General features: G+C 50.7%; 18 protein-coding genes. 12 read left to right on the forward strand and 6 right to left on the reverse strand.

Going from position 1 to position 14,132, the window contains the following annotated elements; genetic code table 11:
• Positions 1 to 14: 14 nt before the first annotated feature.
• The 3 genes from ACFSUF_RS05375 to ACFSUF_RS05385 all read left to right on the forward strand — a co-directional run bounded on the left by ACFSUF_RS05375 (position 15) and on the right by ACFSUF_RS05385 (position 1,857).
• Complete coding sequence (locus tag ACFSUF_RS05375) at positions 15 to 737, forward strand: cytochrome c biogenesis CcdA family protein (protein WP_377600882.1); 723 nt, start codon at positions 15 to 17, stop codon at positions 735 to 737.
• Between the two features lie 226 nt (positions 738 to 963).
• Positions 964 to 1,512 (forward strand): hypothetical protein, encoded by a 549-nt coding sequence (locus ACFSUF_RS05380; protein WP_377600884.1) that lies wholly within the window; start codon positions 964 to 966, stop codon positions 1,510 to 1,512.
• A gap of 237 nt (positions 1,513 to 1,749) precedes the next feature.
• A complete protein-coding gene (locus tag ACFSUF_RS05385) occupies positions 1,750 to 1,857 on the forward strand; it encodes a YjcZ family sporulation protein (protein WP_377601743.1) in 108 nt (35 codons plus the stop codon).
• 43 nt (positions 1,858 to 1,900) lie between these two features.
• On the opposite strand, the gene splB is transcribed toward ACFSUF_RS05385, so the two are convergent.
• A complete protein-coding gene (gene splB, locus ACFSUF_RS05390; protein ID WP_377600887.1) occupies positions 1,901 to 2,980 on the reverse strand; it encodes a spore photoproduct lyase in 1,080 nt (359 codons plus the stop codon).
• Between the two features lie 177 nt (positions 2,981 to 3,157).
• Here splB and mntR point away from each other — a divergent pair, with 177 nt between their 5' ends.
• On the forward strand, positions 3,158 to 3,577 hold the full coding sequence (gene mntR / locus ACFSUF_RS05395) for a transcriptional regulator MntR (protein WP_377600889.1): 420 nt from the start codon (positions 3,158 to 3,160) through the stop codon (positions 3,575 to 3,577).
• A 123-nt stretch (positions 3,578 to 3,700) separates the two neighbouring features.
• Entirely contained in the window at positions 3,701 to 4,684 is a 984-nt protein-coding gene (locus tag ACFSUF_RS05400; RefSeq protein ID WP_377600891.1) for a patatin-like phospholipase family protein, read from the forward strand.
• A gap of 47 nt (positions 4,685 to 4,731) precedes the next feature.
• Here the strand turns inward: ACFSUF_RS05400 and ACFSUF_RS05405 are convergent, their stop codons facing one another.
• A complete protein-coding gene (locus tag ACFSUF_RS05405) occupies positions 4,732 to 5,034 on the reverse strand; it encodes a hypothetical protein (RefSeq protein ID WP_377600893.1) in 303 nt (100 codons plus the stop codon).
• A gap of 30 nt (positions 5,035 to 5,064) precedes the next feature.
• Entirely contained in the window at positions 5,065 to 5,991 is a 927-nt protein-coding gene (locus ACFSUF_RS05410; RefSeq protein WP_377601744.1) for a DUF1385 domain-containing protein, read from the reverse strand.
• A gap of 232 nt (positions 5,992 to 6,223) precedes the next feature.
• Here ACFSUF_RS05410 and aroQ point away from each other — a divergent pair, with 232 nt between their 5' ends.
• The 4 genes from aroQ to ACFSUF_RS05430 all read left to right on the forward strand — a co-directional run bounded on the left by aroQ (position 6,224) and on the right by ACFSUF_RS05430 (position 9,853).
• Complete coding sequence (gene aroQ, locus ACFSUF_RS05415; RefSeq protein ID WP_377601746.1) at positions 6,224 to 6,688, forward strand: type II 3-dehydroquinate dehydratase; 465 nt, start codon at positions 6,224 to 6,226, stop codon at positions 6,686 to 6,688.
• Positions 6,675 to 7,745 carry a M24 family metallopeptidase gene (locus ACFSUF_RS05420; RefSeq protein WP_377600895.1) on the forward strand — a complete coding sequence of 357 codons (1,071 nt, stop codon included), beginning with the start codon at positions 6,675 to 6,677 and terminating at the stop codon, positions 7,743 to 7,745. The genes aroQ and ACFSUF_RS05420 overlap by 14 nt, the downstream gene beginning before the upstream one ends.
• Positions 7,746 to 7,776: 31 nt before the next feature.
• Positions 7,777 to 8,334, forward strand: coding sequence for an elongation factor P (efp, locus tag ACFSUF_RS05425; RefSeq protein WP_377600896.1), 558 nt, complete (start codon positions 7,777 to 7,779; stop codon positions 8,332 to 8,334).
• 265 nt (positions 8,335 to 8,599) lie between these two features.
• Positions 8,600 to 9,853, forward strand: a complete 1,254-nt coding sequence (locus tag ACFSUF_RS05430) for an aspartate kinase (protein WP_377600898.1) — start codon at positions 8,600 to 8,602, stop codon at positions 9,851 to 9,853.
• Between the two features lie 42 nt (positions 9,854 to 9,895).
• On the opposite strand, the gene ACFSUF_RS05435 is transcribed toward ACFSUF_RS05430, so the two are convergent.
• The 3 genes from ACFSUF_RS05435 to ACFSUF_RS05445 all read right to left on the reverse strand — a co-directional run bounded on the left by ACFSUF_RS05435 (position 9,896) and on the right by ACFSUF_RS05445 (position 12,044).
• On the reverse strand, positions 9,896 to 10,360 hold the full coding sequence (locus ACFSUF_RS05435) for a DUF441 domain-containing protein (protein WP_377600900.1): 465 nt from the start codon (positions 10,358 to 10,360) through the stop codon (positions 9,896 to 9,898).
• A 99-nt stretch (positions 10,361 to 10,459) separates the two neighbouring features.
• Positions 10,460 to 11,176 carry a 2-phosphosulfolactate phosphatase gene (locus ACFSUF_RS05440; protein ID WP_377600902.1) on the reverse strand — a complete coding sequence of 239 codons (717 nt, stop codon included), beginning with the start codon at positions 11,174 to 11,176 and terminating at the stop codon, positions 10,460 to 10,462.
• 52 nt (positions 11,177 to 11,228) lie between these two features.
• Entirely contained in the window at positions 11,229 to 12,044 is an 816-nt protein-coding gene (locus ACFSUF_RS05445) for a phosphosulfolactate synthase (protein ID WP_377600904.1), read from the reverse strand.
• Positions 12,045 to 12,231: 187 nt separating this feature from the next.
• On the opposite strand from ACFSUF_RS05445, the gene ACFSUF_RS05450 reads away from it, so the two are divergent.
• From ACFSUF_RS05450 to spoIIIAB, 3 genes are all read left to right on the forward strand, one after another.
• Complete coding sequence (locus ACFSUF_RS05450; protein ID WP_377600906.1) at positions 12,232 to 12,498, forward strand: YqhV family protein; 267 nt, start codon at positions 12,232 to 12,234, stop codon at positions 12,496 to 12,498.
• Between the two features lie 85 nt (positions 12,499 to 12,583).
• A complete protein-coding gene (gene spoIIIAA / locus ACFSUF_RS05455; protein WP_377600908.1) occupies positions 12,584 to 13,606 on the forward strand; it encodes a stage III sporulation protein AA in 1,023 nt (340 codons plus the stop codon).
• Positions 13,603 to 14,121 (forward strand): stage III sporulation protein SpoIIIAB, encoded by a 519-nt coding sequence (gene spoIIIAB, locus ACFSUF_RS05460; protein WP_377600909.1) that lies wholly within the window; start codon positions 13,603 to 13,605, stop codon positions 14,119 to 14,121. Before spoIIIAA ends, spoIIIAB begins: the two co-directional genes overlap by 4 nt.
• The last annotated feature ends 11 nt before the right edge of the window (positions 14,122 to 14,132 follow it).

A 14,132-nucleotide genomic window follows, 5' to 3' on the forward strand; every position in this document is an offset into this window, starting at 1 on the left:
GGACGTACCATCTTATGGCGCATATTAACGTTTGGATCGCTTTTTGGGCGGGGCTTGCATCGTTCATCTCGCCTTGCTGTCTGCCGCTGTATCCTTCCTATTTGTCCTATATAACCGGGATTTCCGTAACTACGCTGAAATCATCGGAAGGACGGACCCGGGAAGTGCGGATCAGGACGATGACGCATACGCTGTTTTTCATCCTGGGCTTCTCTATGATTTTCTACAGTCTGGGATTTGGGGCAGGTATTATTTCGGACGTGTTTGCTGATTCGAATTACAGGGATTTGTTTAAGAAGATTGCCGCCATCCTAATTTTTGTCATGGGATTATTCCTGCTCGGTATTTTTAAACCTGAATTTTTGATGAAAGAGCGTAAGCTTCAAATGAATTTCCGGCCGGCCGGCTATGCGGGCTCGTTTCTGCTCGGGATCGGATTTGCTGCCGGGTGGTCGCCTTGTATCGGGCCGATCCTGGGCTCCATCATGACATTGGCCGCTACGGAGCCGGGCACCTGGTTTCCTCTGATTACCGCATATACGCTCGGTTTCGCCGTTCCGTTCTTTGTGCTCGCCTTCTTCATCGGCAGCACTCGCTGGATTTTAAAATACTCTAATCTATTGATGAAAATAGGCGGGATCCTGATGCTGATCATTGGGGTACTGTTGTACACGGATCAAATGACGGTTCTGACGAGATATTTAAATTCGATTACGCCGGAATGGCTGAAATTTTAATAGGTCTAGAATGACGGACTCCGCGGTTGCGGGGTCTTTTTTTCAAAATATCAGAAAGTATAAGATTTATTCTTATACCCGATTCTGATATTTCTCCGGAATGAAACGAGTTCTGCGCCTGAAAGTACAGCGTCAGCCGTTTCACCTTGCGCAAAGTTCTTTTCATCCCGATGGGCGAATATGGTGTAAGGTAACTGTAATGCATAAAGGAAGGTGGAGTCTCCTCATGAGCAGTAATGACCACACCCAATACCGGGCGGGTACATCTATCGGCCTTCTGCCCGGAGATATCCTTACCGCTTGCGATAATGAATTGAACGTGCCTACCGGTTACCTGGGCCATAGCGCCATTGCCGTGGATGAACGCCATATTGTAGAAGCCGTAATCAGCTATCCCTACATTCAGCTGGCCAGCAAAGAATCCTTCTTCTCCCCGCATCCGCTCTGTGCCGTTTATCGCCCCAAAGACCCTTCCTGGGGAACGGCGGCTGCACGCTGCGCGTATGATTATTTCTTAAAGAGCCGGGAGCACTTGCAAAAGGGGACGGTTCTTCCGCCATTTTCATTTGATCTCAACGTGGCATTGGACGATCCCTGGACGTCGGTTTACTGTTCAAAGCTGGTATGGTTAAGTTATCATTTCGGAGTTGGTTACACGCTGCCGAATGACTTCGGACTGTTCACTCCGGAGGATTTGGATTACAACCTTAGCCGGGATCCGAACTTCATTCTAGTTTACAAACATCCGGGGTTTCAGTTCTTGATCGACTCCTGATGATTTAGGCGGAATTGGTATCCAACCTGCCTATTTTAGAGGAACCGGGACATTCGTACAGAACAACAGGCCATTTCACTCATAGTATACAGTGGTTCATCACCCAGAACCAAAAACCACAACTAAGGAGTGAATGTTACAATGACAAGAATTGGAACAGGAATGGGCGGCTTTAACGCAGGACTGAATGCAGGGGTACACGCGGATGCGCATTTGAACGCTTATGCGAACACAGGTGTGGGCAACGTAGGACATTGCGGCGGCGGCTACGGCGGCTTTTACGATGTCGGCATGATCCTGGTATTATTCATCCTTTTGGTAATTATCAGCCGTACGTTCGTATAATAAAGCAGGAAAGCCGACCTGTATAGGTCGGCTTTTTTTCCTATTAAGTGAAGTACTCCAGTTTTGCTTTAGGGAACTTTTCAAAGATCTGTTCTGTAATGAACTCCCGGAGGGCCTCAGCCTGATCCTTCGGATACACATATTTTCCTTGTCCCCAGCGTCCCCATTTATATTGCCGTTTGGCTTCGTCCATCTCGAGCTTGGACTTAGGATACCGCTTCTCTATCACGGTTTTCGCTGTTTTGGTAAAACGGTGCTGGATCAGCTCAAAGGTTAAGTCTCGCGTAGCTTCTTCCGGAAGCGTATTCTTCAGCTTCTCAAACAGTTCCGTATACCCCTGTTCCCATCCGTCATGCCATATGATAGGTGCCACAATGAACCCTAGAGGGTAACCGGCCTTTGCCACTTTTCCGGCGGCCTCAATCCGTTCTTCAAAACGGGAAGTAGCAGGCTCGAAATTTTTGATGACGTAGGCCGCGTTAACGCTGAACCGAAACCTGGTGTGCCCGTTATGCTTTGCATCCAGCAGGGGATCCACATGGTGATATTTTGTCACGAAACGAAGACGACCGAATTCTTCCTTCCCCATAAATTCAATGTATTCCTTCAAAGAACCGGAGATATGCTCCAAACCGACCGGGTCCGACGTACAAGCTGCCTCAAACCGGGTAATTTCCGGTTTGCGCTCCTCAATATATTGTTTAGCTTGCTTCAAAATATCATCCGTATTCACATAAACCCGGACATAGGGCTTGGCTCCGAGCGTAGTCTGCAAATAGCAGTAATGGCAGTGCCCCATACATCCGGTAGCTACGGGGATGGCATATTCTGCGGAAGGCTTCGATGTATCGAATTTTAATGTTTTCCTTACTCCTACAACCAAGGTACGCTTAGCAATTTTGTATTGCTCAAGTTCGGTTTCGCCCGGAAGATTCGTAATCCGGTTATGGGATGTAGTCATCCGGTACGGTATGCCTTGTTCTTTCACCCAGGCAAAAATCCGTTCGCCTTTCGGGTACTTCAGGGCTTCCGGTTCAAAATAAGCAAGTTCGGGAGCGAACTCTCCCGTACTTCGGGGTGCTTTTTTCTTTTTATCTGCGGGTTCCAGCACTAAGGTTGTCATCGGCTTTCCGCCTCCTTTCCATAAAGATAGTTGTAGTTTTCACCGTACTTCACTTCGTAAAACATGGTAATATTCTGTCATGTTTGCGTCTATTCCAGAACGACTTGATTTCATGGACAACCAAGGGTATCATAAAGAGTACTGCGAATTTGAACTGCTTGAAGGAGGGGAACACGAATGGCCACCCCCAGCATGGAAGACTATTTGGAACGGATCTATAAGCTAATCGACGAGAAGGGCTACGCGCGTGTTTCCGACATCGCCGAAGGATTGGAAGTGCACCCTTCCTCCGTAACGAAGATGATACAGAAACTGGATAAGGACAATTATCTGGTTTATGAGAAATACAGGGGCTTAATCTTAACTTCCAAAGGCAAGAAGATGGGCAAGCGGCTCGTTGACCGCCATCAGCTGCTGGAGCAATTTTTACATATTATCGGCGTGCAGAACGAGAACATTTACAAGGATGTTGAAGGAATTGAGCATCATTTAAGCTGGGATTCGATCACCTGTATCGAGACGCTGGTCGAATACTTTACCCGCAGCCCGGAACGGCTGGCGGAATTGCAGAATATCCGTAATGAAATGGACGAATAACCAAGACCGCATCTTCATAGAAGAGATGCGGTTTTTTATGTCTGCCGGAATATGTACAAACCGCAGTCTCATACATACGTAATAGCGGATGGCATCAGTCGATAGAGAGCGGGTGCAGCAAGAATGGACGTAAACGCAGTATTTCAGGGAGGCGGGGTTAAAGGGATTGGACTTGTAGGGGCCGTAACGGCAGCGGAAAGCAGCGGAATCAAATTTCATCAGGTGGCCGGCACTTCATCAGGTTCGATCGTGGCTTCCCTAATTGCCGCGGGCTATACTGCCGAGGAGATGAGGCAAACTATAAGTTCAACGCCCTTCAGCCATTTTCTTGCCAGAGACTGGTTACACCGTATTAACTATGCAGGACCGGCACTCCGCATTCTGCTTCGGAAAGGGCTTTATTCCGGGGAGCGGCTCGAATTATGGGTTAAGGGCCTTTTACAGGCCAAAGGGATTCGTACCTTCAACGATCTCCCTCCGGGAAAACTAAGAGTAATTGCTTCTGATATTACACAGGGCAAGCTTCTGGTACTCCCGGATGACCTCATCCATTACGGAATAAAGCCGGGACAATTCGAAGTAGCTAAAGCGGTTCGGATGAGCTGCTCGATTCCTTATTTTTTCGAACCTGTGCTGCTTCGGAAACCTTTGAGGGACAAAAATCCGATGGATGCCTTCCATAAGCAATTTTATTACATTGTAGACGGTGCGCTTCTCAGCAATTTTCCGTTATGGCTGCTTGATGAACATCATGGCAGGATGCCCAAGCTGCCGACGCTGGGCTTTCAGCTGGTTGGAAAGAGGACGGGGGAGCCCAACAGGATCAATGGTCCGTTTACGATGCTTCAGGCTTTGTTCGAAACGATGCTGAATGCTCATGATGAGCGCTATATTGGTAAGCATAACGATTATCGTACCATCAAAATACCTGCGGACATCGTAGGCACAACCGAGTTTTCGGTTTCCCCGGAAAAAAGCCAGGCCTTGTATGAAGCAGGGCGTGAAGCAGGCAGGATTTTCTTTGATCGCTGGTCGTTTAAACAGTATTTAGAGACTTATATCGATAGGGAAAAGGAACCGAAAGGACTGCATAAACTTATGGTGTGAATAAAAAACTTCCTCGGACCGATAGGATCAGAGGAAGTTTTGCTGATTTAATGATAGGTTGGTGTATCGTCATCATCATCCTTCTTGTTTCCCTGAATGACGGTAAAAGGATACTTTTTACGTTTCGGTTTCGTGTGGTTCAAATCGATCGGCCCTCGGCTGTTTCGGTTGCCTCCAGGCGCCTTGAAGCTCCGGAATTTCCCTCTCAAGGAAGTTGGGGGGAACTTGTAGAGCAGGAATACAACGCCGAAAACGATTACCGGTATTATAAACGCTCTTAGATTGGACAACAGTCCGATCAGCATCAGGGCCATAATTATATAAAATACAATCCGCTGTCTTCCGTACATATAGCGTGCCCCCTTATGAAGATAAGTTGGTTAGGCTCCCTGGCTTTGGCCTGCATCCCGGATTACTTGGACCGGCGCTGGGGCGGAATCGATTTCCAGCATACGTTGAAACGAAGCGATGGAAACTTCGACCTGGTCATCCGTAGGCTCTTTCGTGGTCAGCAGCTGCAGCCAAAGTCCAGGATAGCCTAGATAGCGGAGTACCGGTGTCTCGCGCAGGGAATTCGTGAAGCGAAGAACTTCATAAGAAACCCCGATAACTAAGGGCAGCAGAAGCAGCCGCTGGTAAACCCGTTCCCATAGATTGTCGTAAGGCACAAGCGAATAAATCAACACTCCAATGATGACTGTAAAAATGATAAACGAGCTGCCGCAGCGGTAATGCAGCGTATTGAATTTCTGGACGTTGCGAACCGTCAATTCTAACCCTGCTTCATAGGCTGAAATGACTTTATGCTCAGCGCCATGATATTGGAACAGCCGTTTGATTAGCGGTGTCTGGGAAATAAGAAACAGGTACGCAAGAAGAAACAGTATTTTGATAATACCTTCAATTAGCGTATGAAGCGCCCTGTTCTGAAATGCGTCCGAGAAGAGGAAATCCTCGATGAATACGGGTACAAGCGTAAACAAGACTTTCCCGAATAAGAAGGAAAGTACCCCGACCACGGCTACGCCGAGCATCATGGATAGGCTGAAACCGCCTTTGGAGTCCTTCGTGCCGCCTTGTTCCTTGTTTTCCGGACCTGCTTCGTCGTCTGCATAGGCTTCCGCAGAGAAGTTCAGATGACGGGAACCTTTAGCGCTTGCTTCTATAATACCGACAATCCCGCGGATTAACGGAATTTTTTTGAGCGATTGAACCCAGGCCTTATCCTGCCGCGGCACCTCGAAAAAGGTGATTTCCTGATTTTTGCGGCGGACGGCGGTGACGTTCACGGTCTTGCCTGCGAACATGACGCCTTCGATAACGGCTTGGCCCCCGTAGATGTTATTTGGCTGATTGTTCGACAACGAATGTCAACTCCCCTTATGTGTAGATATCTCCTATATTAAAGGAATCGCTTCAAGTTTGCCACTGTTTACGGAATGGACACGGGGAACATACTAAGTAAGAGTTCTCAAACCCGTGAGGAATATGGTAAAATGGCAATGATATTTTTGCCAGCAGGTTAGGAGCCATAGGATGATGAAACGAACGATTCTAGTATTGAACGGTCCTAATTTAAACATGCTTGGGATCCGGGAACCCGGTGTGTACGGTTCCGAATCGCTTTCAGCGATAGAGGACAGGCTTAAGGAAGCAGCTGCCGTCCTTGGCGTGGAAGTAAGCTTTTTTCAGTCCAATGTAGAAGGCTATCTGATCGATCGGATTCACGAAGCTTATGGCAAAGCGGACGGGATTCTGATTAATCCCGGGGCGTTTACACATTACAGTTACGCGATACGGGATGCTTTATCGGCGGTGCAGCTTCCCGCAGTAGAGGTACATTTGTCGAACATACATAAGCGGGAAACGTTCCGCCATGTTTCCGTGACGGCTCCGGTGGTACTGGGGCAAATTTCAGGCTTGGGCGCCTACGGCTATGAATTGGGCCTGCAAGCGCTCTGCCGACATTTAGGGGAGAGGGATGCGGATCATGCAGCAAAGTAGAATTGACAGCTTAAGAACGAAGATGGCCGAGCAAGGTCTGGAAGCTCTTCTTGTGACCAACAGCTTTAACCGTAAGTATATTTCGGGATTCACCGGAAGTTCCGGTTATGTGCTTATCACCGAAGGGCGTGCCGTCCTATTTACGGATTTCCGTTATATGACGCAGGCTCCGGCCGAAGCCGTACATTATGAAGTGATCGAACATCATCAGAATCCCATTCATTCCATCCGGGATGCATTGACAGGCATGAACATTGTGAAACTCGGTTTCGAGCAGGGGGATCTAACCTACGCCACCTATACGGCTTACGCCAAAGAACTGGGTGCCATTGAACTGGTACCGACAGATGGTCTGGTAGAGGAACTGCGGATGATCAAGGACGAGCATGAGCTGCAGGTTATGCAGGACGCCGCAGCTTTGGCGGACCGTACCTTCGAGCATATTCTTACATTCATCAAACCTGGCATGACTGAGTTAGAAGTCGCCTTGGAGATGGAATTTTTTATGCGAAGGAATGGTGCGACTTCCACATCCTTTGAGACGATCGTCGCTTCCGGTGAACGTTCCGCTCTGCCGCATGGAGTAGCCAGCCCCCGTGTCATCCAAGGCAATGAGTTCGTGAAATTCGATTTCGGCGCTCTGTATAAGGATTACTGCTCGGATCTTACGCGGACGATCGTGCTGGGCAAGGCTGAAGCGAAGCACAAGGAGATATATGATATTGTGCTGGAAGCACAGCTGCATGCGCTGGAACACATCCGTCCGGGCATGACAGGAAGAGAAGCGGATGCCTTGACGAGAGATATCATCACAAGGTATGGTTATGGGGAGTATTTCGGTCATGGAACCGGACATGGTTTAGGTATGGAAATCCATGAAGCGCCACGATTGTCCCTTAACGGCAGCACGGTCCTAAAGCCGGGCATGACCGTTACGGTGGAACCTGGAATCTACCTTCCCGGCTTCGGCGGAGTCCGGATTGAGGACGACATCGTCATTACAGAGAACGGGATTAAGATACTTACACAGGCTTCGAAGCAATTTACAACGATCTAGCGTGTTGGACCAATTTTAGGAGGGACTTTCATTGATCTCAGTTAACGATTTTAAAACAGGACTAACAGTAGAAGTAGACGGCGATTTGTTTTCCGTTCTTGATTTTCAGCATGTAAAACCGGGGAAAGGCGCAGCTTTCGTACGTTCCAAGCTGAAGAACCTGCGTAACGGCAACACCGTAGAACGCACATTCCGTGCAGGCGAGTCGATCGGCCGCGCTCACGTTGAGAACCGTGCGGTACAATATTTGTACTCCGCTGCGGATGAATATACATTTATGGATAACGAAACATACGACCAGTTCTCCCTTTCCGGTGACCAGCTGGAATGGGAATTGAATTTCCTTCAGGAGAATATGACAGTAAACATCATTTCCTACCAGGGCGAAATTCTCGGCATCAACCTGCCTAACAGCGTTGAACTGAAAGTAGTGGAAACAGAACCGGGCATCAAAGGTAATACGGCTACCGGCGCTACGAAGAACGCTAAGCTGGAAACCGGCTTGAATGTACAAGTTCCTCTGTTTATCAATCAGGATGACGTTCTGCTTATCGATACCCGTGACGGAAAGTATATTTCCCGGGCTTAAGTAACGTTTATACAATGAAACCGTCCCATAGGGGACGGTTTTTTATTTAAATTTCAGCAAGTATAAGTTTTTCCTTATACGCTGTTCTGATAATACCCCGGAATGAAACGATCTTCCCGCCTGAAGGACGGCGTAAGCCGTTTCACATGGCCGGGCATCAGCCTTTTCTATAAGCGTTCAAATGAAATTTTATACGTAAGGGAACTTGATCCTATGCTATAATGTTTGAATAGTTTGAAAAGTCAAGATGAGGAGTGAACGAGCGTTGTCACTGATCGTAATGAAATTCGGCGGCAGCTCCGTCGGGGATGCCGAACGGATGAAAAGGGTAGCCGGCCGGATCCTGGAGAGAAAGCGGGAGGGGAACCGCTGCGTCGTGGTCGTTTCAGCAATGGGCGATACAACGGATGACCTGATTGACCAGGCGAATCTGATTTCGGCGAATCCGCCTGCCAGAGAGATGGATATGCTGCTTACGACCGGAGAACAAATTTCCGTCGCTTTGCTTTCCATGGCCATTCATGCGCAAGGATCCCAAGCCGTTTCTTTTACAGGATGGCAGGCAGGGATGCGGACAGACAGCGTCCACGGAAAAGCACGGATTATGGACATCCGGCCTGAACGGATCCTGAAATCGTTGGACGATGACCAGATTGTTATCGTAGCCGGTTTCCAAGGGATGAGCGAAGCGGGAGAGATTACTACATTGGGACGGGGCGGTTCCGATACAACGGCTGTTGCGCTGGCGGCTGCCATCCGTGCGGATCTGTGTGAAATTTACACGGATGTGAACGGAGTTTACTCAACGGATCCTAGAGTTGTAAAGGTAGCACGTAAGCTGAACGAAATTTCTTACGACGAAATGCTGGAACTTGCCAACTTGGGGGCAGCCGTGCTGCATCCGCGTGCAGTGGAGTACGCGAAGCATTATCAAGTGCCGCTGGTCGTGAGGTCCAGTTTTACCCATAACGAAGGAACTTTAGTGAAGGAGGAAGCCGAGATGGAGCAAGGCGTTGCAGTCCGCGGCATTGCATTCGACAAGAATGTGGCTAGAATCAGTATTTTGGGAGTACCCGATGTTCCAGGCCAACTGGCTAAGGTATTTACTTCCCTGGCAGAACATAGCATTGACGTAGATATTATCGTGCAAAGCGGTGTAATGAACGGACAGGCCGATTTCTCGTTCACAGTCTCCCTGTCGGACGGTGACAGAGCGCTGCATACCATCCGCGGCATTCAATCTGCGATCGGGTTCCGTGAAGCTACCTTTGAGGACAATCTGGTGAAAGTTTCCATCGTCGGTGCCGGTATGGTCAGCACGCCGGGAGTGGCAGCCAAAATGTTCGAAGTGATTTCCAGACGCGGCGTAAGCATCAAGCTCGTCAGCACTTCTGAAATCAAGACATCCTGCGTCGTGGAAAATCATCTGCTCCATGAAATTGTCGCTGATCTTCATACAGCTTACGGTTTAGATACGAATGAACAGGCTTTTGTCGGCGGTCCTGCCGATAGAAGATAGGAAATAGCAGTAAGAAGCCCGCCGGCAGACCGGCGGGCTTTCTCATGTGATGCGGTTCATAATCAGCTGTACGATTTTGAGGAGCATGGCGGTAATGCCGGCCGCCATCAGCGGTCCCACGGGGATGCCCCGCAGAAATATAATGCCGAAGATCGAGCCGATGACCAGGCCGACAATCATTTGGGGATCCACTTTCAGCAGGTCCAGACCTTTGCCGTTCATATAGGTTGCAATAGCCCCTCCGAGCAAAGCCACAATACCCGGCCATGTGCTGAAGGCGGCCAATATGTCTTTATAGCTGATCCGCTCACTTGCGAACGGCACTAAAACGCCCATCGTCAAAAACAACAGTCCGAGTTCTAAGCCCCTGCGTTCAATGGAAGGAAGAAACCGGTCCAGATGGATCAGTTTCACGATTAATAAAATACAAGCGGCCGTGGTAATAATGTGGGATCTCCCGATAAGCCCGATAACGATGAGGGCCAGTAAAACGATATCTCCGTTCATGGCAAGCCCGTGCCCCTGTCCTATAGATTCTATCTTAGTCTATGAACGGACGGGCTGTTTAGAACTTGTATGGTCTGCAGGCTGTAGGAAACCCGGCAGTTATAAATGAAACGGTACCATCGTGCCTTGTTCCAAAATGGGTACTAGGTTGGAAACATTCGCTTCCGCACAGTACACGACGTCCGCTTTATATCCTATCTTTAATAACCGCCTGCCGTTGCTTGAGGCCAGCAGCGTTTCAGTCAGCTTCCCGCTGCTGTGCAAATATGCCGCACGCAGTGCCAAACCTAAATCATTAACCTCGAGGGCGCCGCTTCTGGCCTGGAGAATATGCTCGGTAATCAACCCGGCGCATAAGCCGTCCTCCAGAGAGAATTCATCCTTAGTGCCGGCGCATAAAATAACGGTATCGCGTCCAAGCCGGATGGCTGCTTTCGCGCAAGCGGCTGCGTTGCGCAGGCATCCGGCCAGCACATGAGACGCTTTATGGGCTTTGTGAAGGGCGCGGGTCCCGTTCGTGGTTGTCAGGATGACCCTGCGGCCCTGAATCTCCTGTGAAGTATACTCCAAAGGGGAATTGCCCAGATGAAATCCGGCTATTTTCCGGCAATACCGTTCTCCTCCGAGCACATCCCCCCTATCCTGCAGCGTGCGTGCCTGTTGTACTGTTTCGACAGGCAAGACACCGGTGCTTCCATTTTCCAATGCCGCAGTGATCGTACTCGTGGCTCGTAAAACGTCGATGGCGATCACGGTTTTATGAAGAAGTTCTTCGCTGACTGCCTCATTTACACTGGAGATCACGTGGACTTGCATCAATCCCACCTCCTGTCCTTTTCTGCCTGCCGCTTGCCGGATCCAGGGGCTGTCAGATTACGAAATCAATCTGTTCTCCCAGTTTGAACGTATCCGATCTAAGCCCGCGCCGCAGCGCTTCTAAGGAAAACACATCGTCAGGTGCGATATTGCCTAAATGAATGTCCGCTCCCAGCATGCCCAGCAGCTGTGATTGCTGCGATTTTAGCGGCGCTTCCCACATGATGCGGGACAAGTGAGGGAGATGTTCGACGATAGATTTGAAATCATCCTGCTTGAAGGCGCCTTTTTCATCAAAAATGCCGACACCCATGCCGGATTCACGCCCCTCGATCGTTACAAGCTGCGCGCCGAATTCCAGGTCCGACTCTACCGTCCGGATCAACTCCTGGATTTCGATAGAAGATCCCCAGCACTTTTTTCCATATTCCGTAAATACCTGCAGCCCGCTGCGTATTCCTTCCAAAATGAGCCGGATACGTAAATTTCGTTCGATTTCAATCGTGCCGTCGGAAACCTCCACCGCCGTAAAGCCCAGCTCGCTGACCGTTTGAAAATAGGAATCCGTAAGACCTTTGGTAACGGCTACCTCCAGAAAAGTGCCTCCTGGAAGAATGAGAATGTCGTGGGCGCGGGCCAATTCGATTTTTTTCTTTAGCACATCCAACGGGTACAGAGCCGAAGTGCCGAATCCCAGTTTGATTAAGTCAATGTAAGGTCCGGCGGTGAGCACCAGATCTTCATAAGCATGCAGGCCCAAGCCTTTGTCAATGACCATCGTTTTGCCTGAGCGGCGCGGTTTGGCTTCCCTTTGACCGGAGGGGTCTGCAAGCAGGCTGTGCCAGACTGTCTGAGAAGTTGGTTGCATTGGCATGTTCTCCTCGCTTCTATTTGAAATGAGCATCTTTGATTTCCTTAGGAACGGCCGCCGTCGGCAGCCAAAATCATCTTTGAGCAATATATGCATGCACCTATGGGGTGGTGTCCGTATGCCTAAAAAGAGACAGGCCCGCATACAGTAAATTGATGACTCAATAGAAGGAGGGGAACCGGGCATGATCAATAAAATTGTGATGTCTATGGCTATGTTGAGGCTGGCTTCAGGTACGATCGAAATTATTGCCGCTCTGTTAATGCTCAGATTCAATCAGGTCGAAAAAGCCATTATGGTTAATTCGGGATTGGCTCTGGTAGGACCGCTGGTGTTGATTACGACAACAACGATCGGTCTCGTAGGCATCGCGGATAAGCTGTCTCCAAGCAAGTTTCTATGGATCGCGGCCGGCGTGTGCTGTCTCTTTATCGGCATTATCAAAAAATAAAGCTTTCTACCAATTCCGATTTACTAGTCATATTTTCACTAGCGTCGCATAAGTTAGGGTATCAAGGTGAAGGGGGCGAATTTCAATGGCGGCTGATCTTTATGCTGTACTTCCCTCTTTGGTAAAAAGTTTGATTCTCTCGCTTCCGGACAAGGTACAAGCCCGCCTGGAAGAAATCCGGATTCGGGAAGGCCGTCCCCTGGAAATCGTCTACGACGGATGCTTCCGCTTCGTATCCCCACAAGGAACGCTGTCGGAGCACCCGGAAGTCGCCTACTGTCCGCCGCGGGAAGAGTGCCTTAAGCTGCTCGATCTGTTGTCCAATCACTCGTTGTACACACTGGAAGAAGAGCTTCGCCGCGGGTACATTACCATCCGGGGAGGACACCGTGTCGGCCTGGCCGGCCGGGCCGTGTTGGACCGCGGGCAGGTCAAGCTGGTACGGGATATCGCAGGCTTCAATCTGAGGCTGGCGAGGGAGATGAAAGGAGCGGCGGACGGGCTGTTTCCGCTGCTGATGGATCCGGTCAAGCGCATGCTGCACCACACCCTGCTGATCTCACCGCCGCAGCAGGGCAAAACAACGATGCTGCGAGACCTGGCCCGCATCGCGGGCAACGGCTTTCCGGCCCAGCATATCAAGGCCCGGAAAGTGGGGATTGTCGACGAGCGTTCGGAACTCGCCGCCTGTGTCAAGGGCGTTCCGACGTTCGATGTCGGTGCCCGGACGGATGTGCTTGATGCCTGCCCGAAGGCGGAGGGAATAATGATGATGATCCGGTCGATGTCGCCTGACGTGCTTGTTGTGGACGAGATCGGCAGGAAAGAAGACGCGGAGGCGATTCACGAAGCGCTCCATGCCGGCATCACCGTAATGGCTTCCGTCCACGGCCGCAGCGTGGACGACATCCGGCACCGCCCGGGGCTGGCGGCGCTGGTGCAGGAAGGCGTGTTCGGCCGCTACGTGGTGCTCGGCTCGCACGCCGGGCAGCGCACCCAAGCCGTGTTCGACGGCTTGGGGCGCCGCATGCAGCGCGGCGCGGACCCGGCGGCGCACCCGGGTGGGCCGCCGGCTCCTGCCGCGGCGTACCGGGAGAGCCCCGCATGATCCGGCTCGTCGGAGCCGTGATCGTTGTCGCCGCCGGCACGCTGTTCGGCTTCGCCCAGGCGTCCAAATACGCCAACCGGCCGAAGCAGATCCGCCAGCTGATCCAAGCGCTGCAGCGGCTGGAAACCGAGATCCACTACGGGTTTACACCGCTCCCCGAGGCGCTGCAGTCGCTCTCCGCGCAAGTGCCGGAACCGCTCGCGGCACTGTTTAGAACCGCTTCCGGCAAGCTCCGGGAGACAGAAGGAATGACGGCGGCGGAAGCGATTCAAGGCGCGATCGAGGAAGTCTGGACCCGGACGGCGCTCGGCAAGCCGGAACGGCAGGTGGTGAGGCAGCTGGGGTTTACTCTTGGCATCAGCGACAGGGACGATCAGATCAAGCACGTAAAGCTGGCCATGAATCAGCTGCAAAGCGAGGAAGCGGCGGCCAGGGAGGACCAGAAGCGGTACGAAGCGATGTGGAAAAGCCTCGGAGCCTTAGGCGGTGCGCTGGTCGCTATTTTGATGTATTGAAAGAGGTGCCT

Source organism: Paenibacillus gansuensis, from assembly GCF_042684925.1.
GTDB classification, from domain to species: domain Bacteria; phylum Bacillota; class Bacilli; order Paenibacillales; family DY6; genus Paenibacillus_N; species Paenibacillus_N gansuensis.